Source organism: Phyllobacterium sp. CCNWLW183 (assembly GCF_037203775.1).
Lineage (GTDB): Bacteria > Pseudomonadota > Alphaproteobacteria > Rhizobiales > Rhizobiaceae > Phyllobacterium > Phyllobacterium ifriqiyense.
Map to the genome: position 1 here is coordinate 518,416 of NZ_JBBCBN010000001.1, position 23,454 is coordinate 541,869.

Consider the following 23,454-nt stretch of genomic DNA (forward strand, 5'->3'; position numbering starts at 1 on the left):
GTCTCGTCTTGGAAAAATCATGTCACGTTTTCTACCTGATACCTTCACCGTGCTGCTTGTCCTCACAGTGATCATTGCTTCTTTTGCTCCGGTCAGCGGAACGACCGCAGAATATTTCGGATACGCCACCAAGATTGCGATTGGTCTTTTATTTTTTCTCCACGGCGCGCGTCTTTCTCGCGATGTGGTCATTGCCGGCTTTCTTCATTGGAAGCTGCATTTGACCATTCTTGCGTCAACCTTTGTGCTGTTTCCTCTGCTTGGGTTGGGAATTGGCGCCTTGGTACCGGCTGTTCTTTCGCCGACCTTCTACGCAGGTGTCCTCTTCCTTTGCGTCCTGCCATCTACGGTTCAGTCGTCGATTGCGTTTACTTCAATTGCCGGCGGCAATGTACCCGCAGCAATTTGCGCGGCAACAGCATCAAATATCTTCGGCATGTTTTTAACACCCGTTCTCGCGGGCATACTATTATCAGCCCAAGGTCATGCAGACTTTTCGCTGGAAGCACTCCGGTCGATACTTCTTCAACTGCTGGCACCATTCATTCTGGGGCAGATACTTCAGCCGTGGATTGGTAACTTCCTTCGCAGCAAGAAAACAATTTTGATGCCGATTGATCGAGGATCAATCCTGATGGTCGTTTATCTTGCTTTCAGCGAATCTGTTACTGAAGGCCTGTGGCGGACGATCTCGATCAGTGATCTCGTCATGCTCATCGCCATCGATATCATTTTGCTGGCGATTGTGCTCACCGCCACGATGTTTGGCAGCCGGTGGGCCGGTTTCTCGCGAGAAGATGAAATCGCGATTACCTTTTGCGGCTCCAAGAAAAGTTTGGCGAGCGGCGTTCCCATCGCAACGATAGTTTTTGCAGGGCAGAGCATAGGCAGCATCATGCTGCCATTGATGCTATTCCACCAGATTCAATTGATGGCCTGCGCCGTCATCGCCCAACGCTACGCCAACAAACTGTTCAAAGCGTCTAACGCTATTTGAGTTGACGAGCTGCCACTGCCTCCATCAGCTTTGCGGCAAGAAGTTCGTATTTCTCATCATAATGATGATCGCCCGGAAGCTCGATTTTTTCCACGGCACTTAGCGACGGATCGGTACATGCCGTGTCGTCTTCCTCTGATCCATAGACGCAAAGCACCTTGGCAGTCGGTACTTTAGTGATTGCTGGCGCAACCTCATTGTCGCCGCCCAATCCCAGCCAAGCGCCAACAGAGACCTGAAAAGGAGTCGTCTTTTCCGTACCGATTAACCCGACAAGGCTGATACGGTCTTGAAGCTCTTTGGGAAGATAGGGCCACGCAAAAGGCACCGTATTGGCTCCGAAGGAATATCCCAGCAATAATACAGGTAATTTCCCGCTAGGATCAGCCTTGGCAACCATTCTTTGTATGTCTTTCGCAATGCCTTCCGGCTTGCGAAGCGACCAATAGTAACGCAGTGAATCGATGCCAACCACATGGGTGGACTCTTTTGAAATTATATCGCCAACCGATTTGTCGATATCTCGCCATCCGCCATCACCGGAAAAGAATAGAGCCACATATTTTGCCGGGCCATTGGCTGAAGGAATATCGATCACTGGTAGTGCTTCCGCGGAAGCATCTTCTTTCGCTATATCCACGGCAGCGTCCGCCGCCAACTCCAGCCGTTCTGCTATCGACGAGCCTATTTTTTCCTGCGCTAAAAAGAATCCGGCGCTAGGCGGCCCTTTCGGCTCAGTGTCAGATTTCTCGCGTATTATTGTCGCCGGATTTGGCAGGTCTGCATCGTAAGAATAACTGAAGCCCTGCCCTGCAACTGCTTCATAATCTGCGCCTTCACAAGACGGCAGTTTCGTATTGAGGGCAGGCGATGGATCAACAATTACTGCGCCGGCAATTGTTGCCGCAGGCGTATCTGCAACCGACGCATAGGCCAATACACCACCCTCACCTATCCCAACAATCACGGGATGCATGTAAACATCAACAGCGATCATTCTCTGCGCCTCCTTGGCAATTCCCTCAAAGTCCGACACGAAATAGGTGCAATCGCCCGTATCCTCGTTGAGCACCTTGCGCCATTTTTCCAGATCAACCGTAAGAACAAGAAAACCTCGATCGAGAAGTAGCTGCGCCAACTTCGTATCACCAGCGGCAAGACCACCCCTCTGCGAAACAAGAATCGCCAGTGCCTTTGGTTTGCCCGAAGGTTGTAGAAGCGGCACGTCAGTAAGACGTTCCGATGAAACCAGCACAGGTCTGCCTGATGAGCGGAAACCCAGCTGTGGTGCAAAGTGCAACCCGGCAACCAAAACAATACTGACAGCCAGAAGAGCCGCGACGATCAATGTGTAGCGGTTGCGTAAAAACTTCATCGTTTGAAAACCTCGAAGGGGCTTCCGCTCACAAGATTGGTCGCATCAATAAGCGAGCGGGGTGTTGCAAGCCCCGGGGGGCAGATTAGGTAGTATGGAGTCCATTTTGGACCGAATTTATCCTTGAAAGCGCGAAGTCCATCAAATCGGTAAAACTCAGCTCCGCGCCGGTAAATGAATGAACCGATGCGATTCCAACGTGATGCGAGATGGCTATCGGAAAGCCCCGAAAGCGGCGCTGCACCGAGGTTAAACCAACGGTATCCCTCATTTTTGGTGGCAACCAGCAGGTTCGCAAACAACCCATCCATAACGACACTTGAAGCATCGGGTAAATGTCGCATGAGATCCACAGCGACTTCCCCTTGCCCTGCACCGCGCCAAAGATTTGCGAAAGCAACAATTGCTCCTTCTTTTCGCAAGATTGCGATGTCAAAATGGGCAAGATAGGCATTTTCAAACGAACCCAGCGAGAATCTTTTCTCCGATCCGGACTTCATGGCCAGCCAGGCATCCGAAATCGTACGCAACTCCTGCATGACTTCACCAGTTCGCTCTCGTGGGAGTATTTCAAAAGTCACTCCCTCTTTCTCCAAACGCCGCGCCGCATAACGCAGCGGTTGGCGCTTCGATCCCTCAAGCGAAAATTCGGTGAGATCAACCCGTGCAACCTCACCGAGCTTTAACGCAGTTAATCCCATATCAAGAAATAGTGGCAAGCGCTCTGGTCCGACGCCGTAGAATACCGTTCTGGTTCCCGTCCGATCAGCCAGCCCGCGAAAAGCCCAAGCAAGATCAGAGACAGTTTTATCATCAGTACCAACTGGTTCACCCATGGAAACCAAGCTTCCGCCTGAACGGGCATACATGACAAAACCATGCCCGGCATCATCCATCAAAAATCGCTTGTCACCTAGTAAAGCCAGTGCATCTGATGCACGGGCCGATTGAGCAACCAATGCGGGCACTTCATCTGGTATCGGCTGGGCACGTAGCTTGATACGCCCTACCCCATTTATGATCGTGTTGATTGTTATGGCAGCAAGACAAGTTAAAACCAGAACCAGAGCGCGCAGAAACCGCGATGCCTGAGCATCCCATGCAAATTCCCACCAAAGCTCATTGGCATATTCAACATGGCGATAGGCAAAGAACCCCAACCAGATGATAGCAAAGGCTGTCGTTCCAACGCTGGCCAGCCATCCCCACGACAAGGCAAAACTCTCGCCAAGTGGCTTACGATAGAAGGATTCACGAAAGAGCAGCAGAATACCCGCCATCAATGTGAGCAGCAGCGCCTCTTCCCATGCAAGACCTTTGATCAAAGCGAATACAGCACCCGCGCTGAACAGTCCGAGCGCAACAAGCCAAGCGCGCCAAAGGCGACGCGCCAATCCTCTTGCCACGATCAGAAGAGCTAGCCCAACAAAGCTCGCACCCAAGTGCGACATTTCGAGAAAGGGCATCGGAACAATACCCGACAGCGCTTCTAGCCGATAATGCGTGCCGGGAATCACCGTCGAAATTAGAAGCACAATCCCGCCTAGAAAGGCTATTCCTGCCGACAACGGAGGGATGAGCGGCTCAAACATCCTCACGGCAGTCTGGGTTGATGCAGTGAGCACGTGCCGTTTCCGCAGGATTTCAGACAAGGCAAAGCCGGCAACGGCAATCAAAAAGGGAAAGAGGGTGTAGATGGCGCGGTAAGCCACCAGTGCAGCAATTGCATCGGGATTTTGCCCAAGCCCGAGACCAGCGATGATGGTGGCCTCAAAAGCACCAATTCCACCCGGCGCATGGCTCACAATGCCGAGTGCTACGGCGACGACATAGACGAGAGCAAAGGCAGGAATACTGCTAACCGATCCGGCAGGAAGCAGGACGTAAAGCGTTGCCGCAGCAGCAGCGACATCAACCAAACCGGAAATGATCTGCAGCAGCGCTCCCTGCGTCGAAGGGAGCTTGACTGACATTTTGCCCAACCGCAGAGTCCGCTCACGTCTAGAAAGCCAATACAGTAGCAACGCTACGCAAGCGAGTACCCCAGCCCCGATAATTTGGTCCACAATGGGTCCGAACGAAACAACCCATGGAATTCGCGAAGGATCAATAACAAGTGCAACAGCAATAAGAATAATGAATGCAAACCATATGGCCATCCAGGATGTACCAATGATCCGGCCGATATCGGCTGTATCTATCCCCTCGGCAGCATAGATTCTGTAGCGTAATGCGCCACCTGTGAGCAGAGAGAAACCAAGTGCATTGGAGATAGCGTAACCAGCACCTCCAGCCATCGCGGAAATTCGGTAAGGTATTCGTCCCGGAGCAATTGTCTCAACAGCAACGACATCATAAATGGCAACGGCTGCGAAGCTCAAAATAGTGAAGGCAAAAGCCAGAAAAACCAGATTTCTCGGTATTTCGCGTAGCGATTGGCGAACGTCATGAAGATAAATATCGCTCGATAGATGACTGAGGACGAGCAAGCTTATCCCGGCGACGGCGATACCGAGAAATGCAAACAGAGCAGACCGGGCTGTAACGCTCCAGGGGTTACTGGATTCCGTTCGTGCTTCTATTTTGCGGATTTGCTTTTCGCTATCAACAATTGGCGTCATTGCAGGTACCGGCTTAAAAACGGTTTCTAAATACTGCCAAGTTCACCATGAAATTGGGGTAGCGTCACTAGCAATCCAATAATGGCGGGATTGCGCCAAAATTTAAAAAAACGATCCGCTGAAACGGATGGCGCTCAACATCTTCTAGGCGGGGCTCTGTTTTACGCCGCATCAAGTATGAGGCGCCGATAACTTCCAGGAGCCTTTACCCTACCAACGGCGGCTGAAGGCGGCGTCAATTTCATCGCCTCGGTTACCGCGCTCGCCACAGAATTGCTGTTCTGAAGCCAAAAGGAATAACGGAGGCCAGATTGGCGGATGCGCTCTGCTAGATCAACTGCGGCGCGCCAGCGAGCTGCGACCGAACTATAACTGCCTTCTAAAAGAAGTGACGTTATCGACGTTGGCCGCAAATAGAACTCTGGAAAGTATCGCAGATCACGATGAGCATAATCGGTAACGACGGCCGTCAAAGGCCCTCGAATGGCGCAATAATTAAAACTGCCATCTGAATTGGAGGCACCACCATTTATCTCGAAAATCGGCCTGCCGTTTTCGTCGCACATCACAACAAAATTATGGCTGGCTATCCCGGCAAAACGCGGGATGGGATATGAGCCAAACAGTATTTGGTAGTTCATCAAGCGCCAACTTTCGAGCCAATTCGGGTGTCCTCACTTATTAGATAAAGCATTTATTTTCAAAGACAACACACGAATTTTCAATCAAATCCCCCTGCGAATTTAGTTAGCCGGCAAATGCTTCCCTCCAGGTCGATTTCAAACGCTTTTCTACAACCTCAACGGGCATTTCGACCGAAAAAAATATTTCCAAACAGCCAGCTTGTTTGCAGCAAAAACAATCATCTTTGTTGGCAAAATTTAGATTGCATCAAACAACGCCCACTTCAATTTCCGAAATCCCGTCCACTCCACCGACCATTTTATCCCCGCGTTGTATTGCTCCAACGCCAGCCGGCGTTCCTGTAAAGATGAGATCTCCGGCTTTAAGGCTGAACAATGTCGAGAGATAAGCAACAGTTTCGGGCACTTTCCAAATCATCTGACTGAGATCACCGCGTTGACGTTCAACCCCATTTACGTTGAGCCATATCGCGCCTTTTTCGGGGTGGCCGATTACTGAAGCTGGTACAATCGGTGAACATGGTGCAGATGATTCGAACGCTTTACCGACCTCCCACGGACGACCGAGTTTTTTCGCTTCTCCTTGCAAGTCACGACGCGTCATATCCAGCCCAACAGCATAGCCGAATACGTGATCAAGGGCTGCATCATTGGCAATGTCGATCCCATCCTTCCCGATAGCAATCACGAGTTCCATTTCGAAATGAACATCGCTCGTCGCCGGTGGATAAGGAAAATCCTGGCCCTGTCTTACGAGCGAGTCTGGATTCTTCTGAAAGAAAAATGGTGGTTCACGATTCGGATCGTGACCCATTTCGATTGCATGGTCGGCATAATTGCGCCCAACGCAATATATTCGATGTACAGGGAAAAGTTTGTCCGTGCCGGAAATCTCCAGTCCTGGTTGTGGGACAGGTTCAAAAATATACTCATCGTGCATGATTGTTTTCACCGCTTATTGATCGCTGGACTCTTTCTGGACTAGATCATCCCTACTACATGCTATCAAGACCAGAAAACGTTCATCAAGCCAATGCCACACGTCGCAGCGGGGACTTGCGTCTTTCATGCATCTGAAATTTGATCCGGCGTATCCAGCAGAAGTTGCCCAAGCTGACGACGACATTCTGCTCGAACAGGTCCAGCACGCAAGCTTCGCCTATTTTTGGCACGGCGCACACCCGAAGAGCGGCTTGGCGCGGGACAGATCTGGCCGAACGGCTGATCCAGCCAATGACCTCGTAGCGATTGGCGGATCGGGTTTTGCATTTATGGCGATTCTGGTTGCTGTGGAGCGCGACTGGATTTCGCACCGGCAAGCCCGCGAGCGCGTTAATATCATGCTGTCTGCATTGGAACACACACAAAGATATCGAGGTGTTTTTCCCCATTTCATCAATGGCAACGATGGTTCTACCGTTCCCTTTTCAAGACTGGATGATGGAAGCGATCTCGTTGAGACTTCATTTCTCATTCAAGGGCTGGTTTGTGTAAGGCAATATTTCAAATCTGCCAGCGCCGAAGATCTGGCGATACGAGAGCGTATTAATCGCATCTGGAGAGATGTGCAGTGGAACAGCCACGTAAAACCAGGTCGTAACGTTTTATACTGGCATCATAGTCCGAAATATCGCTTCGCCCGGAATGTGCCAATTCAGGGATGGAACGAAGCACTGGTCACCTATGTTCTGGCAGCCTGCTCTGAAGAATACGGCATTCAATCCGATACTTATCATGACGGATTTGCGCGCAACGGAGTATTTCTCAACGGACGTGACTACTATGGTGTAAAATTACCTCTAGGAGCCGATTATGGCGGCCCTCTATTCTTTGCACATTATTCATTTTGTGGACTGGATCCGCGAGGACTGTCCGATCAATATGCGGATTATTGGGAGCAAAATCAAAATCACAGTCGGATCAACTATCTGCATAGTGTCCATAACCCACATGGTTATAAGGGTTATGGCGCCAATTGCTGGGGGCTGACATCGAGCCACGGACCAAAAGGGTATCTAGCCAGTTCACCGGCATCCGATTTCGGGGTGATCGCACCGACGGCTGCTTTAAGCAGCATGCCCTACACACCCAGAGAATCCATGCAGGCACTTCGCCATTTTCTCAGCTTGCCAAAGGGCAAGATGACAGGTCGGTTCGGGTTCGTTGACGCATTCTCGCCTGCTACTGAATGGTATGCACGGACTTATCTTGCAATCGATCAGGGGCCCATTATCGCCATGATAGAAAATCATCGGAGCGGCCTGCTTTGGAAGCTGTTCATGAGCGCTCCGGAGATAAAGCACGCATTGCTGAAACTGGGTTTTCAAAGCCCGCACATGGAAAATCCGCGGAACCAAATCACCGCTGAGCCATTGCGTCAGTTCATATAACCAACCAGTTTTCAATTAAGTTCAATTAAATCCAGGGGCCGGTAATGAAAGTTCACGCCGTTTTCAACCGCGATGGCGGCACATTCCGCACGATGGACATGGATCTGTTTACACAGACCGCAAAGGACATTTTCGAAAAGCACGGGCACAGTTTTCAAAGCGAAGTCGTTGCGGGGAAGGATGTTGTAAAAGCCTTGAAACGTGTGGCAACTGAGGCTGGTGCACATGTACTCATGGCTGGCGGCGGTGACGGCACAATTTCCGCGGCGGCCGACATCGCCTGGAAGGCAAAAGTGCCACTTGCAGTGCTGCCTGCCGGCACGATGAACCTGTTCGCACGGGCATTAAAAATTCCATTGGAGCTCAATGCCGCTCTCGAAAGTCTTGCGAGCGGGCAGATCGAAGCAGTGGATATCTCTACTGCCAACGATGAAAGCTTCGTGCACCAGATATCCATCGGTTTTCAACCGCAGATGATCAAATTTCGCAATACGCTCACATATCACTCCCGTTGGGGTAAGCGATTGGCGAGTTTTCGCGCTTTTCTCAAAGCGATGGCCAAACCACCACGCTTTTCCGTTAGAATGACCATCGACGGATTTCCCACCGAAAGAACGGTATCGGCGATTTCAGTATCCAATAATCCATACGGTCAGACCATGCTGCCCGTTCCAGATGACGTAAATAAGGGTGAGCTGGGAGTCTATATCGCGGGCAGCCTCACGTCTGGGACACTTATGAAGCTGACTTTGTCGGTTATTACGGGCTCGTGGCGCCGGAATGCAGATGTCGAGGAAGTATTGGCGAAAGAAGTACAACTTCACTTCCCGCACAAGAGAAGAAGCGCCAAGGCAACGATCGATGGAGAACTGATAGCGTTGCCCAAAGACGTGGAAATTAAGATACATGCAGGCCAGCTGAAAGTGCTGGTCCCGCTAAGACCAGATCAGGAACAAGACAGGGCGACTGACGCCGCCCCGCCTCTCTGAAATGATGCTGAGTTAGCTCTTCTTCTTTGACTTTTGCACAGGTGCTGCCTGGACCGCAGTTTTCTTCGCAGCTGCGGCTTCTTCAGCAGCAACCTGATCTGCACTTTTCGGCATGGTATCGACTATCGAACGCACCTTGCCCTTATCGGTAACGGTACACATGGCATCGCGAATATCCGCCCTCAGGCGCACCTGATTTACGCCGCCGCCAATTGGTTCAGCATCCACAGCAGTTATATGATTTTCCGTTAGAAAATATTTCGACGCCGCAGCAGATATGCATGGATCAGCCAGCGCTGCATCAACAGGTGGCCGAACAGGGGCAAAGGTCGGCATGATTGTAGGCCGCATATTCGGTTCGCTCGTCGTGGAACACGCTGCCAAAGGGATAAGAATCGCCAATGGGGCAATCCGGCATAGGATGTTGTTGGGCAGGCGCATTGCTCTCTCCGCAAAAGTCGTCTCGAAGGGTGTTGTATAAGGCGGAAACTATTCGCTTTTTAACAATTGTCGAGTGGCACAACTGCCACAATGGGACTTTATTGCAACATTCATTCAGGAGGGAATGGATAGCATCCAATTCAACACCAGTCGCCAATCGGTCATGCGAATAGGTGTCCCGTGATTACCACTCTCAAATCTGTGAAATTTCACCGGATACGCGGACCCCTGCGCCCGAATTTTCCGATAGAATGCCTCTTGATTGCTGATCGAAAACACAGGATCACGACTCCCGTGGCCGAAAAATACGGGAAGTCGGCGTTTAAAAGCCGCAGAACTAAAAAACTCGTCGTCCCATAACGAACCGAGCAAGATCAAACCAGATATGTTTTTGGAAGCCGCAGTGTCGTTTGCCAAACGCCAACACAACTGCCCTCCCATCGAACCGCAGGCGACGATCAGCTTCGCTCTGGGTGATTGAGCTTTAAAATAGCTGATGAGACTTGAAATTTCGTTCGCACCCTTTTCCCCGAAATCGCTAAAATCCGGAGAAAGATACAGCCCGTCATTCTCGTTCAGCAGGTTCTTGAGGCGATTGAAATTACCCCCAAAAGTGTAGTCGTTCATCCCTTGTTGACGGTTGCCGCCCTGACCATGGAGATAGATCACTATAAATGAGGCACCGCCGGTAGCTTTGCCAACCGTCATAACCTTCATCGCACCGGCATCTGTGGCAACCGTCAGATCCTTCTGCGTACGTTTGGGCTGCATTGACAGATAGGTCTGCTTGACACGCCGCTCCGGGATTTGGTCGCGCCCGTTAATATCGCGCATTTCATTGTAATTGATGACGACATAATCGCCGTTGTCACCTGTTTTCAAAATTTCCGGATAGGCAAATAAACTATCCTTATATGGAGCGATTTGAGCTGCTGACGCTGGGCCGCAAAAAAATATAATGATCAATGCCGCCAAAAAACCGAGCTTGTTCAATTTCCATCCTTGCCTAGATTGTCGCGAGCGCGAAACGCCTTGATTACACCCCCGATGATCGCAACTGCAATCTCCTGCGGGCCAACAGCACCGATATCCAGACCGATCGGGGCATTGATCGAGCTTATATGATCGTCATTAAATCCCAGCGATTTCAATCGTTCAATGCGTTTTGCATGAGTGGTGCGGCTACCAAGGGCTCCGATGTAAAAACACCCGGCTTTCAGGGCCATTTCCAATGCCGGATCATCAATCTTTGGATCATGTGATAAAACCGCCATGGCGCAATAGCTATCAAGAGGGCGTTCGAGCAGCACGTCATGCGGCCAGTCGGCATAGACCGCCACATCTGGAAAGCGCTCTGGTGTCGCGAATGCGGATCGGGGGTCGATGATCTCCATCTCGTAACCAGCGGCCTTTGCCATTGGAGCAAGTGCTTCGCTGATATGAACGGCACCTATGACAACGAGGCGCGGTGACGGCAGATAGACGTTCAGAAAAAAAGATCTGCCGTCGATCTCGATAACGCCGGATTGCCCTGTCAAAAATGCTTTTCTGATGGCCTCGCCCAATTTACCAGCTACAGGGTCCGTTTCTTTTACTACCCGATCGCGCCCATCTGTGAGGTCAGTCAATAGAATTACGGCGCGGCGTTCAAGCCGCTCTTTATTGAGTTTCTTCAGGCAAAATGGATCCATAGCTAGCCCAGGCGCTCAACGTAAACTTTGATCCGTCCACCACACGACAGTCCCACTTTCCAAGCGGTTTCATCGGCAACTCCAAATTCAAGCATAGCCGGTTTACCGTGGCGGATCACATCGGCAGCTTCTGCGATCACGGCAGCTTCAACGCATCCTCCGGACACGGAACCTTCAAAATTCCCCGAGTTATCAATAACCAATTGACTTCCTGCCTGGCGCGGTGACGATCCCCATGTCTCTATGACCGTGGCTATTGCAACATCCCGGCCTTCCAGCATCCAGCGTTCGGCAATGATTAGCGGATCTGGCGGTTGTTGTAGAACCACGGCCTATTCTCCAACGCGATGATAGCCACGGTTGAGGTAGACTAGCGAGTTTTCATAATCGCCCATATTGATAGCGGTCACTTTGCCATAAATGACGTAGTGGGTGGCGACTTCATGGGTATCGATAATCCGACAATCGAAACTTGCAAGCGCATCTACCAATACGGGGGCGCCAGTTTGCGCCGTATGCCAGTTTCCAAGTGCGAATCTGTCAGCCTGTGAGAGATCACCCTTGCCGGAAAACGCTTCCGACAGCGCTTGCTGCCTATAAGACAGCGTATTCAAGGCGAAGACCTGATTTTCGATAAAGAGATGATTGAACTCATGCTTGCGGTTTAGGCAAACGAGCATGGTCGCAGGGTCGTCAGATACCGAACAGACAGCCGATATTGTTACGCCGCGACGCCCGGCTGGGCCATCAGTGGTCAGGATATGGACGGCTTCAGCAAAATGGCTCATCGCATTGCGAAACGCGAGGGGCTCTATCTTCTGGTCTTTGGCGATAAACACAGTACTTTTTCCATTTGTCCTCGCATCACTACCGCAAGATGTATCATTTATATAGGGCCGGATTGCACTAAGTGAAGGAAACAGTTACCGAAAACAGGCTATTGGTTACAGATACGAGGAAACGGCACTTTTTCGATGACTTTACTGATCCGCGCGACAACCTTCGCCCTTGGCTTGGTTTTCTGCACTACCGCATATGCCGAAGACAAAATTGGTGTTGTCGCGCCAATCTCGGGCACGTTTTCGCGCTTGGGCAATCAGTTGGTGGACGGCGCTGCAATAGCAATCGCATCAGACAAAAGCGGGCAAAGAGCATCAATAGTAACCGCTGACGACACTTGTACGGCAACGGGCGGCGCTGAGGCTGCGAAACAACTGCTTCAATCGGATGTGCTGATTGTCGTGGGATTTCTATGTACAGAAGCGCTTGAGGCCGCTTTGCCCATTCTTGGTCAAAAAGGTATCGCAATCATCACGCCAGCTATACGTTCGCAAACGCTGACGGAGCTACGAACCGACCAACGCTATCCTGTTTTCAGGCTTGCTCCTTCAAACCGGAATGAAGTGAACGAAACCAGCGCCATACTTTCTGACCGTTGGCGTTCCACGCCCTTTGCCATAATTGATGACGGAACAATCTTCGGGCGTGAGCTAACCTCCGGTATTCGTGCGCGGCTTGAAGAGAAAGGCCTAAAGCCGGTATTTTCAGATACGTACAGGCCGGGCCTCGACAACCAGAATGCCCTCGTCGGACGCCTCAAACGCGCTGGTGCCACTCAGGTGTTCGTTGGTGGGGAACGTGATGATGTCGCAGCAATTGGTCGTAGCGCCGCGATATTGGATTACCCCTTGACGATTATCGGAAGTGAGGCGCTAAACGCCTTAGGCCATGAAAATGACCTTGCAGTGGGTACGCTCATGATCGCGCCCCGTGCACCGCAAACATTGGAGAGCGCTCGCGCCGCCAAGAACGCCATTGAGCTCGCAGGCAAAGTTCCAGAGGGCTATACGATCGCTGCCTATGCCGCCGGAGAAGTTGCTTTGGGCGTGCTGCAAGCCGCAAAGTCTCAGGCGGGTTCAATTAACGAGCTGCTCCGCAAAACTACTTTTGAAACAGCGCTCGGACCTGTGCAGTTCGATGCTGCGGGCGAACGTATTGCCGACACTTATCGCTTGCAAAAATACGATGGAAAACAATTTGTTCCGGAGACCAATTAATGGCACTGCGGGCCGGAGCTCTCAATCTCATTACCGATGTTGGCGGCCTTAAGGTTGGCAATGCTTCAAGCGAACATGTGAAGTCCGGCTGCACCGTCATATTTTGCGACACACCGGCAACAGCAGCAGTCCAAATACTTGGCGGAGCGCCCGGCACGCGTGAAACGGATTTGCTGGAGCCGCATAATACGGTTGAAGCCATTAACGCACTTGTTTTGTCTGGCGGCTCGGCTTTCGGACTTGATGCCGCATCGGGTGTTCAAGCGGCGTTGCGCGAAATGGAAGTGGGTTTTGAAGTCGGCACTCAAAGGATTCCCATTGTTCCTGGAGCAATCCTTTTCGATATGCTCAATGGCGGCGACAAGAATTGGGGCCGATACCCGCCCTATCGTGAGATGGGATATGACGCGGTTCACACAGCATCGCGGAATTTTACCCTTGGCACGATTGGTGCCGGAACAGGCGCAACAGTGGCCGGCTTGAAAGGCGGATTGGGGTCCGCCTCAGCGGTTCTGGACAACGGAACAACAATCGGCGCTCTGGTGGCTGTCAATGCGCTTGGCATGGTTACCGTCGGAAATACGCGACACTTCTGGGCTTCTCCCTTTGAAATTGCTGATGAATTTGGCGGACTTGGCCTGCCCCACCCTCTACCCGGCGAGGCTGCTGATGTGCGAACCAAGTTCAGCGATGCACAGCGCGGCGGCAATACCACTATCGGCGTGATTGCTACCGACCTTATTCTTACCAAGGCGCAGGCCAAACGTTTGGCAATCGCAGCCCATGACGGCTTTTCCCGGGCTATATGGCCTTCCCACACGCCTTTCGACGGCGACCTGATCTTTGCGCTTGCCACAGGAACAGCCGGAAGGACACCGGAAATTGGGGAGTTCATTGAACTTTGTGCAACCGCTGCCTCCACAATGGCGAGGGCTGTGGCACGCGGTGTCTATGCCGCCACCCCGGCCGATAATGATCCCCACCCTGTCTGGCGTTCTCTGAGCTAAGCTTGTGCGGTAAAGCTGCACATGATAGGTCCGCGCCAACCATTTCCCTATCCGGAGACTACCATGAGCCGTCCGCTCGTTATCGCCCCGTCCATTCTGGCATCGGATTTTTCCAAGCTTGGCTCAGAGATAACCTCCGTGCTGAACGCTGGTGCAGACTGGATACATATTGATGTCATGGACGGACATTTCGTGCCCAATATCACCTTCGGCCCGGATGTTGTGAAAGCGATCCGGCCTCTGACCGATGCGGTGTTCGACACGCATTTGATGATCGCCCCATGCGACCCATATATTGAAGCCTTTGCCAAGGCGGGTTCAGATATCATTACGGTTCACGCGGAAGCAGGACCACATTTGCATCGTTCCTTACAAGCCATTCGCACCTTTGGGAAAAAAGCTGGCGTTGCGATCAACCCCGCTACGCCCGAATCCGCAATCGAATATGTTCTCGATAATGTTGATCTAATTCTGGTGATGACTGTCAATCCGGGCTTTGGCGGACAGAAATTTATCGCTGAAATGCAGGATAAATTGAGGAAAATCAAAACGATGATAGGCGGCCGGCCTATCGATATCGAAGTCGATGGCGGTATTACGGCAGAAACAGCGCCATTGGCGGTCGCCGCCGGAGCCAATGCGCTTGTTGCAGGTTCAGCAGTTTATAAAGGCGGGACAGAAGCGCATTATAAAGCTAATATCGACCTGATACGGAGCTCGATTAAAAAGGGATCGTAATGCCATACCGCCAATTATCGAGATTGAGCCTGTTGGCCGTAATGGTTGCGATGCCAAACATGGCTCAGGCTGGCGATGCAGCAAAGCTTGATATTATTGGTTTTTCCAAAGATGGCGGCATTTTCGCCTTTGAAGAATATGGCATACAGGATGGCTCGGGCTTTCCATATGCAAACCGGTTCTATATCGACACAGCCACTGACAAATTTCTTGCAAAAACGCCGGTACGCATAAGGCTGGACGACGAGAATTCGTCCGTCGAAAAGGCTCGCAGCAAGGCGGAACAGGACGGTCAAAATCTGACATCTTTGCCTGATACCGAGCTACGCAAAAACGCTGGTCATACGGTTGCATTCAATCCCGTAACAGAGCTTTCTTCCGATCCATTCAAGGTGATCGTCAACCCAAGACCGGTCTTTCCGGCACTCGATACCAGCCTGACAATTACACTTCAGGAGATCCCTGCCCCCGCCAGTGAAACATGCAATAAAATGGGTGAAATCAAAGGGTTCCGGCTTACGCTTGCCGAGGATAAGCCTGACGCCAAGCCCGAATTATTGCATGAAGACCAAGCTATTCCCACCAGTCGCGGTTGCCCTCTCGGCTATAGTATCGGCGCCGTCCAGACCTTTTATCCAGACATTGGCAAGCCCGTTGTCGCTGTCATGATTTCGGTTCGCGGCGTTGGTTTTGAGGGCCCTGACTACAGATGGCTGGCGGTGACGAAACAGCGATAATCCACACCAACCGATGCCAGCCGCAAACTGGCATTGAGTGATGCGCCCCGGTCTGATAGACCGCACAGAAATCCAAGACACACCCGCCGACAGGAAAACATATGATCCCGCGCTATTCGCGGCCCGAGATGGTCGCAATCTGGTCTCCCGAGACAAAATTCCGTATCTGGTTTGAAATCGAGGCACACGCCTGCGACGCACTTGCCGAGCTGGGCGTGATCCCGAAAGAAGCTGCAAAAACGATCTGGGAAAAAGGCGGCGCGGCGACATTCGACATTGATCGCATCGATGAAATCGAGCGCGAGACAAAGCACGATGTCATTGCTTTCCTTACACATTTGTCCGAAATCGTCGGACCGGATGCGCGTTTCGTGCACCAAGGAATGACCTCATCTGACGTTCTCGACACCTGCTTCAATGTGCAACTCATGCGTGCCAGCGATATCCTTCTGGATGACCTGGATCGGCTATTGGCAGCCTTGAAAGTTCGCGCTTTCGAGCACAAGGATACAGTCACGATCGGTCGCAGCCACGGCATTCACGCCGAACCGACAACCTTCGGCGTAAAGCTGGCTCAGGCCTATGCGGAATTCGGAAGATGCCGCAACAGACTGGTGGCTGCCCGTGAGGAGATTGCAACCTGCGCCATTTCCGGCGCTGTCGGAACTTTCGCCAATATCGACCCACGCGTCGAAGAACACGTGGCTAAAGCATTGGGAATGCAGGCAGAACCAGTTTCCACGCAGGTTATTCCGCGCGACCGTCACGCCATGTATTTTGCAACCTTGGGTGTAATTGCTTCTTCGGTTGAGCGTTTGTCGGTCGAAATACGCCATTTGCAACGCACGGAAGTATTGGAAGCGGAAGAGTATTTTTCACCCGGGCAAAAAGGCTCTTCGGCCATGCCGCACAAGCGGAACCCGGTTCTAACCGAGAACATGACCGGCCTCGCCCGCATGGTTCGCGCCTTCGCACTTCCTGCAATGGAAAATGTGGCGCTTTGGCACGAACGCGATATTTCACACTCATCGGTTGAGCGCATGATCGGTCCGGATGCGACAATCACCCTGGATTTCGCCCTGGCCCGCATGGTTGGCGTGATCGAAAAGCTGCTGGTCTATCCAGATAACATGTTGAAAAACATGAATAAATTCCGTGGTCTGATTCATTCTCAGCGCGTATTGCTCGCGCTGACGCAGGCCGGCGTTTCGCGTGAAGACTCCTATCGCCTCGTCCAACGCAATGCGATGAAAGTGTGGGAACACGGCGCAGATTTCCTTGAAGAACTGCTGGCCGATGCTGATGTTCGAGCTTCTCTTCCGGAGGAAGTCATTCGCGAGAAGTTTGACCTCGGCTATCATACCAAACATGTCGATACGATTTTTAACCGGGTGTTTGGCTCAACCAACAACAACTAAATTGAAGCTTCCGATTGAAAAAATGCAGCAAAATTTGCCCATTCTTCAGCAAGATTTCAGAAATCTCGCGCAATATCCTGGAAGAATTTCAATTTGACTGGTGGAAAAAGGCCTTTTGGCTAGCAAAAACGGCATAAATACTGAAAATAACAAAAAAGAGGAATTGAACGATCGTTCAATTCCTCTTTTTCATTCAAGCCAAGAATTGGACAAGACGAGCGCTCAACCATCACGGCCTTCAATCCCAAAAGGACCGTTCAACTTCGCGGCGAGCTTCGCGTTTTGAAATGCCGATATCCCGAAGTTGATCATCAGTCAGTTCACTGAGATGAATGCGGGTTCTCCGCTTCATCATAGCCAAGCTGAACCAGTTGAGCGCTGCCGAAACCCGATGGAATAGGCTATGGCGCGGCTCAACGAACTCGTTTGTCTTGCAACAGGCATCAATTGTGTCAATTGTACTCATTTTTATCACCTTTCAAGTCGAAATTGACTCGAACATTGTTCGATACTCTAATGAATTGACTCCGTTTGAATCGCAATATATTCATTGTCACCATGACAAATTGGCTTCCGAACCTCGAAACTGACATTGAACCCCAACAACGCCGCGGCCCGCTCTATATGCGGCTGGCAAACCGGATTGAATCCGACATAGCGCAAGGGGTTCTTCCGCCCGGCACCAAGCTGCCGCCGCAACGCAATCTCGCCTTCGATATTGGCGTGACGATCGGCACGGTGGGCCGCGCTTATAATCTCATTCGCGAACGAGGATTGGTCACGGGAGAAGTCGGGCGAGGCACCTATGTCACCAGCCACAAGGATGTTCCACTGGTGGAGCGTTCAAATCAGTCTACGCCCTTTGGCGGAACGCGCGGCGCAATTATTGAGCCGGGTAATATCCGCCTCGACTCGACCGCTGCCATTGATGTCGGCCAATCTGAGTCGATAGAACGGTTGCTGCAAAACATTGTGCGACAATACCCCCGCGAGGTAACCAGCTATTCCCGCACCCTGCCCCAAGGCTGGCTTGAGGCTGGAAGCAAATGGCTCTCAACCGCAGATTGGGCGCCAGAGCCCGCATCAATCGTGCCAACACTTGGTGCCCATTCGGCAATTCTTGCGATCATTGCAGCGGTCACTGCCCCCGGTGACAAAATCGCTTTTGAGGATCTGACCTATTGTTCTGCCGCGCGCAGCGTCAATCTCATGGGGCGACGCAGCATCATCATGCACACACAGGCCGGATATGCGACACCAGACGATTTTGAGCGGCTTTGTGCGCAACAACATCCGAAACTCGTCTTCCTCATGCCCTCACTGCATAATCCTACAGCGACAACCATGCCTGAGGACTATCGCCACGCATTTGCCGATATCGCACGCCGCTATAATGTCTGGATCATTGAAGATGATTTATATGGTTCGGTGATGAAGCGTGAACTTACAGCCATCGCGCGTCTGGCGCCGGAGCGCACATTTTACATTGGCGGCCTATCTAAATCGGTCGCAGCTGGCGTACGCGGCGGCTGGGTGGCATGCCCGCCAAACCTGGCGACCCGCGTTTACACCGCCCATAAAATGCTTACCGGCGGAATGCCGTTCACTATGGCGGAACTTGGCGCACAATTGGTCAATTCAGGTGAAGCGGATATAATCCGCAACAAGGTTTGCGAAGAGATCCAAGCTCGTGAAGCAATTGCGCGCAGCATATTTGCGGGATTGGATTTCAACTCTCAGCCGCTTGCAACATTCCTCTGGGTAAAACTTCCCGATCCCTGGCTTTCTGCGACATTCAAGAATGCCGCCCTCAATGAAGGCGTGCTGATTGATGACGAGGATGAATTCAAGCCCGGCCGTACGGAAAAGACCTTTCATCGCGTGCGGCTTGGGATAACAGTGCCTGCAACCCGTGAGGAACTGACCCAAGGGTTTTCAATCGTCCGCCGCCTGATGGACACGGATAATGCGAGTTATGACAGCTATTCGTGAAGCTGTGCGGGATACTCGCATGGCTTTCATTAAGGTCTTTAAAGGCGCGCTCAGTTGAGTTCTTGCGCTAGTCCGATGAGAAGTCCTTCAGGACCGCGTATGTAGCAGAGCCGGTATATCTCTTTATATTGCACGACTTCACCTACGAGCTGCGCGCCGCGTTTATAGAGCCGTTCAAGCGTCTCATCGATGTCATCCACGGTGAACATGGCGCGAAGGTAGCCCAAGGCGTTTACCGGAGCATTGCGGTGGTCCGCGACAACAGCGGGTGCGAGGAAGCGGGATAATTCGAGCCGGCTGTGCCCGTCAGGCGTACGCATCATGGCAATCTCGACGTGCTGATCGCCGAGCCCTGTCACACGCCCTGCCCATTCTCCTTCGATCGTGGCCCGACCTTCAAACTCAAGGCCAAGCTCAGTAAAGAATTCGATCGTCTCTTCGAGGTCCTCGACGACGATTCCTACATTGTCCATCCGTTTGAGCGCCATGGGCCCAAGCTACCCAATCTGCAAGGTGCCGTCCAGCCCAACAACGAACACGTCATTCAACACCGCTCGCGGGCAAGCCTATAAGTATTCAAGGATTTTCAATCGCCCTCATCAGGCAAACTTGTCTGTCTCTCCGCGCTCAGAGGGATGCAAATTATCCAACAGCATGTCGAGAAAAGCGCGGACCGCGACAGGCAAAGTGCGATCTTCCATTGTCAGTATATGCAATACGCTGTCAGTCATGACCTCGTCATCAACTGGAACAGCGATAAAGTCCCCCATGTCCGTACGCCCGGGCGTACGGATTGCACTGGTAAAGTGTATGCAGTCGGCAGCGTCAGAAAAGCGTCGCAAGGCTGAAATGCAGTTGGTGGACATGACAGGCTCCACGACAAGCCCTTGCATGGCAAAAGCTGCATCGATCAGATGGCGCTGTGTTCGCCCCTTGTCCGGCAAGGCAACAGGATAGTTCAGCGTCTGTGTCATGGTCACGGATTCGAGGCTCGCAAGCGGGAGATGTTTTGGAATCAACGCGTGCATCGGACGGCGGACAACCTGCTCGATTTTTACGCCGCGAGGCGGCGCCAGATTAAAGGTCGTACCTATATCGGCTTCGCCGTCTTGAATGAGCTGCGCCACTTCCACCGAGTTTCCAACCCACAGATGAAAGGTTACGCCGGGAAAGCGCTTGCGGAATTCGGCGATGGCTTCGGAAAGAATATCGACGGCAAAGCCTTCATAGCTGGCCAGACGCACAAATCCCCGATCCGGCACCTGCAATGCTTTGATCTCGGCGGTGACGCGTTCAGCATCAAGCATGGTTCGCCGTGCATGAGCAGACAGAACCTCGCCCGCCGCGCTCGGAACCATGCCGCGCGGCCGTCTCTCGAACAATTCGACACCCAATTCCCGCTCCAGCTTGGCAATTTGCCTGCTGATTGCAGAGCTTGCGACATTAAGCCGGTAGGATGCATCGGCAATTGAACCCGACTTTACGACCTCGAGAAAGTAACGAAGTGACGTGCTTTGCATGGCGTTCCTGCGTTGCCATTTTGGCAATGGTTTATACGAATTAAAGCGATTGTGGCATGTTTGTGACGCTGATATCAACGTCAAAAAGGTCAATCAGGCCGTGTGGAACATTAAATTGGGAGTCTCGATGAACGCGTTTTCTATCGAAGCCATCAAATATGCAACCGAAACCCGGCACTACATTCATACAAATCCTGAACTGAAATATGAGGAGCATGGCACTGCCGATCTGGTGGCAAGCCGACTTCGCAGGTTGGGTTATGATGTTGTTACAGGCCTTGCCGAGACGGGTGTTGTCGCCACTCTGGATACTGGTCGTCCCGGCCCAACAATCGCGTTCCGCGCGGATATGGACGCATTACCCATCATCGAGGAAACAGGACTACCCTACGCCTCGAAAATCCATGGGAAGATGCATGCCTGCGGCCATGACGGGCACACGGCCTCGCTGCTTCTGGCCGCCGAAGGACTGGCGGAATCAGCCGACCGGTTTACAGGCCAGCTAAAGCTCATTTTCCAGCCAGCTGAAGAAGGCGGGCTTGGGGCAGCCCGAATGATTGAAGCGGGTGCATTGACGGGCGTGGAAGCCATTTATGGCTATCATAACCGCCCGGGATATCCACTTGGCCGTGTCTTTGCCAAATCCGGCCCAACCATGGGCGGCAGTTCGCTCTATGAAATATCAATTTCCGGCAAAGGCGGACACGCGTCGCGACCCGATCTTGCTGTCGATCCGATCTTCGTGGGAACCGCAGTGGTACAGGGCCTGCAAAGCGTGATCTCACGTCGCCTCTCGCCGCTCGAATCCGGCGTGGTCACCGTCACACAATTTCACGGTGGAAACAGCCACAACATTATCCCCGTCAGCGCCTCGCTGATCATCAACACACGCGACGGATCGCCCGCCGCCTATGCGGTGATCGACAAGGAACTGCGGCTGGTCGTAGCGCAGATCTGCGAAGCGCATAATGCGACAGCCATGATTAGCCAGCAAATGCGTATCCCCGCTGTTGTGAACAATGCGGAGGAGACCGAATTTGTGATTGCAACCGCCATAGATACCGTAGGCGCTGATAAGGCTGGCAGGATCGATACGCTTCCAACCATGGGCGCGGAAGACTTTGCATTCTATCTGGAACGCATACGCGGCTGCTTCTTCTTCGTCGGCAATGGCGAGGACGGCGCCTATCTGCACCACCCGCTTTACGACTACCGCGATGAAATACTTCCCGTGGCGGCGGGAATGTTTACGGCCATAGCAGCCCGACGCCTTGCGCCGCGCTGATTTATTTCTTCCATTCTGATTGAAGGATATTCGCATGCAGCGATTTCTCAGCATTATTGAACGGGCCGGCAATCGCTTGCCCCATCCATTCATTCTCTTTCTCATTCTCTGCGTTGTTGTCGCCATAGTATCCTGGCTGATGGCTATGGGTGGTGCGAGCGGCATCAATCCCAAAACAGGCAAGGAGGTTTTCGTACAAAGCCTCATTTCCGGTGAAGGCCTCGTATTCGCCCTCACCACCATCGCCAAAAACTATGTCATGTTCCCGCCGCTCGGCGTGATCCTCGTCATCATGCTGGCAATCGGCGTTGCCGACCGTGCCGGACTGATCGCCAGCCTGATGCAGATCAGTGTCATGAAAGCACCCCGGCAGTTGACGACATTCGTCATTTTCCTCGTCGGCATGTGCAGCCATGTCGCTTCCGATGCTGCCTATATCGTATTGATCCCGCTGTCAGCGATGATCTTTCAGGCCGTGGGGCGCAACCCGCTCGTCGGCGCTGTAACGGGCTATGTTGCAGTGGGCGCTGGCTACGATGCGAGCTTGCTGATTACGCCGGTTGACGTGATACTTTCAGGAATAACGACAAGCGCCGCTCATACGATCAATCCGCAGGCCTATGTCTCGCCGCTTGACAATTACTACTTCATCGCCTGTTCGGCGCTGCTGCTTTCGCTTGTGGGTACATTCGTCATTGAGCGGATTGTCGAACCGCTGGCTGGCAAATATAACGGCGATGTGGTTCTCAATCTGGAACCTATTGGTGCAACTGAGATGCGCGGCCTGAAGCTGGCAGGCTGGGCAGCACTGGCTTTCGTTATTGTCGTGGTTGCCATTACCTTGCCTGCCGCCTCGCCTCTGCGCAATGAGACAGGGGGGTTGGTACCCTCGCCGCTGCTTGAAGCCATTGTCGCGCTGCTGGCCGTCTTCTTCCTGCTTGTCGGCTGGATATACGGCAAAGCCGTCGGCAAGATAAAGAATGCCCGTGATGCGGTTTCCCTGATGTCAGAAGCGTTGAAGGACCTTGCGCCGACATTGGTGCTGTTCTTCGCAATCTCGCAGTTTCTTGCGTGGTTCAAATGGACGAATCTTGGCGAATGGATCGCGATCAGCGGCTCGCACGTGCTTGATGCCAGCGGTTTTGCCGGTACGCCCCTTGTGCTTGCCTTCATCATGCTGGCGACCGTCATGAGCGTTTTCATCACCTCAGGTTCTGCTCAATGGTCGCTGATGGCACCCATATTCGTGCCGATGATGATGCTGGTGGGTCTGGAACCAGCGCTGGTGCAAGCGGCTTTCAGAATATCGGATTCCGCTACCAACGTAATTTCGCCCATGAGCCCGTATTTTGCGGTCTGCCTTGCCTTCCTGCAGCGCTACCAGAAAGATGCTGGCATCGGGACATTGGCCGCGATGACGCTGCCCATATCCATCGGATTCCTGGTTGCCTGGACAGCCTTCCTCGTTTTCTGGATTGAAGTCGGGCTTCCGCTGGCACCGGGCGTTGGTCTGTTCACGAAATAAACGAACCCGGAGAGCGGATCGCAATAA

General features: G+C 52.4%; 23 protein-coding genes. 11 read left to right on the forward strand and 12 right to left on the reverse strand.

Translation table 11 applies throughout. The features are described from left to right. Positions 1-19 precede the first annotated feature (19 nt). Entirely contained in the window at positions 20-997 is a 978-nt protein-coding gene (locus V9K95_RS02425; RefSeq protein ID WP_336439921.1) for a bile acid:sodium symporter family protein, read from the forward strand. Here the strand turns inward: V9K95_RS02425 and V9K95_RS02430 are convergent. From V9K95_RS02430 to V9K95_RS02445, 4 genes are all read right to left on the reverse strand, one after another. Beyond that, positions 990-2,372, reverse strand: coding sequence for a virulence factor family protein (locus tag V9K95_RS02430; RefSeq protein ID WP_307285596.1), 1,383 nt, complete (start codon positions 2,370-2,372; stop codon positions 990-992). The two genes, V9K95_RS02425 and V9K95_RS02430, sit on opposite strands and share 8 nt — an antisense overlap. Next, positions 2,369-4,963, reverse strand: coding sequence for a bifunctional lysylphosphatidylglycerol flippase/synthetase MprF (gene mprF, locus V9K95_RS02435; RefSeq protein ID WP_442958534.1), 2,595 nt, complete (start codon positions 4,961-4,963; stop codon positions 2,369-2,371). Before mprF ends, V9K95_RS02430 begins: the two co-directional genes overlap by 4 nt. 191 nt (positions 4,964-5,154) lie before the next feature. Then, positions 5,155-5,634: a hypothetical protein gene (locus V9K95_RS02440; protein WP_336439919.1), complete on the reverse strand. Its 480-nt coding sequence runs from the start codon at positions 5,632-5,634 to the stop codon at positions 5,155-5,157. Positions 5,635-5,884: 250 nt separating this feature from the next. Continuing rightward, the gene (locus tag V9K95_RS02445) at positions 5,885-6,577 is read right to left on the reverse strand and encodes a fumarylacetoacetate hydrolase family protein (RefSeq protein ID WP_336440211.1); all 693 of its coding nucleotides are present in this window, start codon (positions 6,575-6,577) and stop codon (positions 5,885-5,887) included. A 127-nt stretch (positions 6,578-6,704) separates the two neighbouring features. Between V9K95_RS02445 and V9K95_RS02450 the strand changes: the two genes are divergently transcribed. Together V9K95_RS02450 and V9K95_RS02455 are read left to right on the forward strand one after the other, a co-directional pair. Beyond that, positions 6,705-8,027, forward strand: a complete 1,323-nt coding sequence (locus V9K95_RS02450) for a glucoamylase family protein (protein ID WP_336439918.1) — start codon at positions 6,705-6,707, stop codon at positions 8,025-8,027. A gap of 44 nt (positions 8,028-8,071) precedes the next feature. Next, a complete protein-coding gene (locus tag V9K95_RS02455) occupies positions 8,072-9,016 on the forward strand; it encodes a diacylglycerol/lipid kinase family protein (RefSeq protein WP_336439917.1) in 945 nt (314 codons plus the stop codon). A gap of 12 nt (positions 9,017-9,028) precedes the next feature. Here the strand turns inward: V9K95_RS02455 and V9K95_RS02460 are convergent, their stop codons facing one another. From V9K95_RS02460 to V9K95_RS02480, 5 genes are all read right to left on the reverse strand, one after another. Continuing rightward, positions 9,029-9,457 (reverse strand): hypothetical protein, encoded by a 429-nt coding sequence (locus V9K95_RS02460; protein ID WP_115052787.1) that lies wholly within the window; start codon positions 9,455-9,457, stop codon positions 9,029-9,031. 114 nt (positions 9,458-9,571) lie between these two features. Next, the gene (locus tag V9K95_RS02465; protein WP_442958521.1) at positions 9,572-10,450 is read right to left on the reverse strand and encodes an alpha/beta hydrolase; all 879 of its coding nucleotides are present in this window, start codon (positions 10,448-10,450) and stop codon (positions 9,572-9,574) included. After that, positions 10,447-11,148, reverse strand: coding sequence for an XdhC family protein (locus V9K95_RS02470; RefSeq protein WP_336439916.1), 702 nt, complete (start codon positions 11,146-11,148; stop codon positions 10,447-10,449). The genes V9K95_RS02465 and V9K95_RS02470 overlap by 4 nt, the downstream gene beginning before the upstream one ends. 2 nt (positions 11,149-11,150) lie before the next feature. Further along, on the reverse strand, positions 11,151-11,429 hold the full coding sequence (locus V9K95_RS02475; RefSeq protein ID WP_115053277.1) for an XdhC family protein: 279 nt from the start codon (positions 11,427-11,429) through the stop codon (positions 11,151-11,153). Positions 11,430-11,480: 51 nt separating this feature from the next. Continuing rightward, the gene (locus V9K95_RS02480) at positions 11,481-11,936 is read right to left on the reverse strand and encodes a flavin reductase (protein WP_307286584.1); all 456 of its coding nucleotides are present in this window, start codon (positions 11,934-11,936) and stop codon (positions 11,481-11,483) included. Positions 11,937-12,122: 186 nt separating this feature from the next. Between V9K95_RS02480 and V9K95_RS02485 the strand changes: the two genes are divergently transcribed. From V9K95_RS02485 to purB, 5 genes are all read left to right on the forward strand, one after another. After that, the gene (locus V9K95_RS02485) at positions 12,123-13,205 is read left to right on the forward strand and encodes a branched-chain amino acid ABC transporter substrate-binding protein (protein WP_336439915.1); all 1,083 of its coding nucleotides are present in this window, start codon (positions 12,123-12,125) and stop codon (positions 13,203-13,205) included. Then, the gene (locus tag V9K95_RS02490) at positions 13,205-14,212 is read left to right on the forward strand and encodes a P1 family peptidase (protein WP_336439914.1); all 1,008 of its coding nucleotides are present in this window, start codon (positions 13,205-13,207) and stop codon (positions 14,210-14,212) included. Before V9K95_RS02485 ends, V9K95_RS02490 begins: the two co-directional genes overlap by 1 nt. A 63-nt stretch (positions 14,213-14,275) precedes the next feature. Then, on the forward strand, positions 14,276-14,950 hold the full coding sequence (rpe, locus tag V9K95_RS02495; RefSeq protein WP_307285621.1) for a ribulose-phosphate 3-epimerase: 675 nt from the start codon (positions 14,276-14,278) through the stop codon (positions 14,948-14,950). 41 nt (positions 14,951-14,991) lie between these two features. Beyond that, entirely contained in the window at positions 14,992-15,687 is a 696-nt protein-coding gene (locus V9K95_RS02500) for a DUF2259 domain-containing protein (RefSeq protein WP_337345096.1), read from the forward strand. A gap of 101 nt (positions 15,688-15,788) precedes the next feature. Further along, complete coding sequence (gene purB / locus V9K95_RS02505; protein ID WP_336439912.1) at positions 15,789-17,105, forward strand: adenylosuccinate lyase; 1,317 nt, start codon at positions 15,789-15,791, stop codon at positions 17,103-17,105. Positions 17,106-17,343: 238 nt separating this feature from the next. On the opposite strand, the gene V9K95_RS02510 is transcribed toward purB, so the two are convergent. Then, positions 17,344-17,571, reverse strand: a complete 228-nt coding sequence (locus V9K95_RS02510; RefSeq protein WP_307285629.1) for a DUF1127 domain-containing protein — start codon at positions 17,569-17,571, stop codon at positions 17,344-17,346. Positions 17,572-17,663: 92 nt separating this feature from the next. On the opposite strand from V9K95_RS02510, the gene V9K95_RS02515 reads away from it, so the two are divergent. Then, complete coding sequence (locus tag V9K95_RS02515) at positions 17,664-19,097, forward strand: aminotransferase-like domain-containing protein (RefSeq protein ID WP_307285632.1); 1,434 nt, start codon at positions 17,664-17,666, stop codon at positions 19,095-19,097. A gap of 50 nt (positions 19,098-19,147) precedes the next feature. Here the strand turns inward: V9K95_RS02515 and V9K95_RS02520 are convergent, their stop codons facing one another. Next, on the reverse strand, positions 19,148-19,585 hold the full coding sequence (locus V9K95_RS02520; RefSeq protein WP_115052777.1) for a VOC family protein: 438 nt from the start codon (positions 19,583-19,585) through the stop codon (positions 19,148-19,150). 111 nt (positions 19,586-19,696) lie between these two features. Beyond that, positions 19,697-20,617 (reverse strand): LysR family transcriptional regulator, encoded by a 921-nt coding sequence (locus V9K95_RS02525; protein WP_115052776.1) that lies wholly within the window; start codon positions 20,615-20,617, stop codon positions 19,697-19,699. A gap of 127 nt (positions 20,618-20,744) precedes the next feature. On the opposite strand from V9K95_RS02525, the gene V9K95_RS02530 reads away from it, so the two are divergent. After that, a complete protein-coding gene (locus tag V9K95_RS02530) occupies positions 20,745-21,902 on the forward strand; it encodes an amidohydrolase (RefSeq protein ID WP_115053275.1) in 1,158 nt (385 codons plus the stop codon). Positions 21,903-21,936: 34 nt separating this feature from the next. After that, on the forward strand, positions 21,937-23,427 hold the full coding sequence (locus tag V9K95_RS02535) for an AbgT family transporter (RefSeq protein ID WP_336439911.1): 1,491 nt from the start codon (positions 21,937-21,939) through the stop codon (positions 23,425-23,427). Positions 23,428-23,454 lie beyond the last annotated feature (27 nt).

Coding starts and splice junctions, on each gene's coding strand:
- V9K95_RS02490 (WP_336439914.1), top strand. CDS start 13,205: ATGGCACTGCGGGCCGGAGCTCTCAATCTCATTACCGATGTTGGCGGC.
- V9K95_RS02455 (WP_336439917.1), top strand. CDS start 8,072: ATGAAAGTTCACGCCGTTTTCAACCGCGATGGCGGCACATTCCGCACG.
- V9K95_RS02485 (WP_336439915.1), top strand. CDS start 12,123: ATGACTTTACTGATCCGCGCGACAACCTTCGCCCTTGGCTTGGTTTTC.
- V9K95_RS02520 (WP_115052777.1), bottom strand. CDS start 19,585: ATGGCGCTCAAACGGATGGACAATGTAGGAATCGTCGTCGAGGACCTC.
- purB (WP_336439912.1), top strand. CDS start 15,789: ATGATCCCGCGCTATTCGCGGCCCGAGATGGTCGCAATCTGGTCTCCC.
- V9K95_RS02525 (WP_115052776.1), bottom strand. CDS start 20,617: ATGCAAAGCACGTCACTTCGTTACTTTCTCGAGGTCGTAAAGTCGGGT.
- V9K95_RS02445 (WP_336440211.1), bottom strand. CDS start 6,577: ATGCACGATGAGTATATTTTTGAACCTGTCCCACAACCAGGACTGGAG.
- rpe (WP_307285621.1), top strand. CDS start 14,276: ATGAGCCGTCCGCTCGTTATCGCCCCGTCCATTCTGGCATCGGATTTT.
- V9K95_RS02425 (WP_336439921.1), top strand. CDS start 20: ATGTCACGTTTTCTACCTGATACCTTCACCGTGCTGCTTGTCCTCACA.
- V9K95_RS02480 (WP_307286584.1), bottom strand. CDS start 11,936: ATGAGCCATTTTGCTGAAGCCGTCCATATCCTGACCACTGATGGCCCA.
- V9K95_RS02515 (WP_307285632.1), top strand. CDS start 17,664: ATGACAAATTGGCTTCCGAACCTCGAAACTGACATTGAACCCCAACAA.
- V9K95_RS02460 (WP_115052787.1), bottom strand. CDS start 9,457: ATGCGCCTGCCCAACAACATCCTATGCCGGATTGCCCCATTGGCGATT.
- V9K95_RS02535 (WP_336439911.1), top strand. CDS start 21,937: ATGCAGCGATTTCTCAGCATTATTGAACGGGCCGGCAATCGCTTGCCC.
- V9K95_RS02510 (WP_307285629.1), bottom strand. CDS start 17,571: ATGAGTACAATTGACACAATTGATGCCTGTTGCAAGACAAACGAGTTC.
- V9K95_RS02430 (WP_307285596.1), bottom strand. CDS start 2,372: ATGAAGTTTTTACGCAACCGCTACACATTGATCGTCGCGGCTCTTCTG.
- V9K95_RS02475 (WP_115053277.1), bottom strand. CDS start 11,429: ATGCTGGAAGGCCGGGATGTTGCAATAGCCACGGTCATAGAGACATGG.
- V9K95_RS02500 (WP_337345096.1), top strand. CDS start 14,992: ATGGTTGCGATGCCAAACATGGCTCAGGCTGGCGATGCAGCAAAGCTT.
- V9K95_RS02440 (WP_336439919.1), bottom strand. CDS start 5,634: ATGAACTACCAAATACTGTTTGGCTCATATCCCATCCCGCGTTTTGCC.
- V9K95_RS02470 (WP_336439916.1), bottom strand. CDS start 11,148: ATGGATCCATTTTGCCTGAAGAAACTCAATAAAGAGCGGCTTGAACGC.
- V9K95_RS02450 (WP_336439918.1), top strand. CDS start 6,705: ATGCATCTGAAATTTGATCCGGCGTATCCAGCAGAAGTTGCCCAAGCT.
- V9K95_RS02530 (WP_115053275.1), top strand. CDS start 20,745: ATGAACGCGTTTTCTATCGAAGCCATCAAATATGCAACCGAAACCCGG.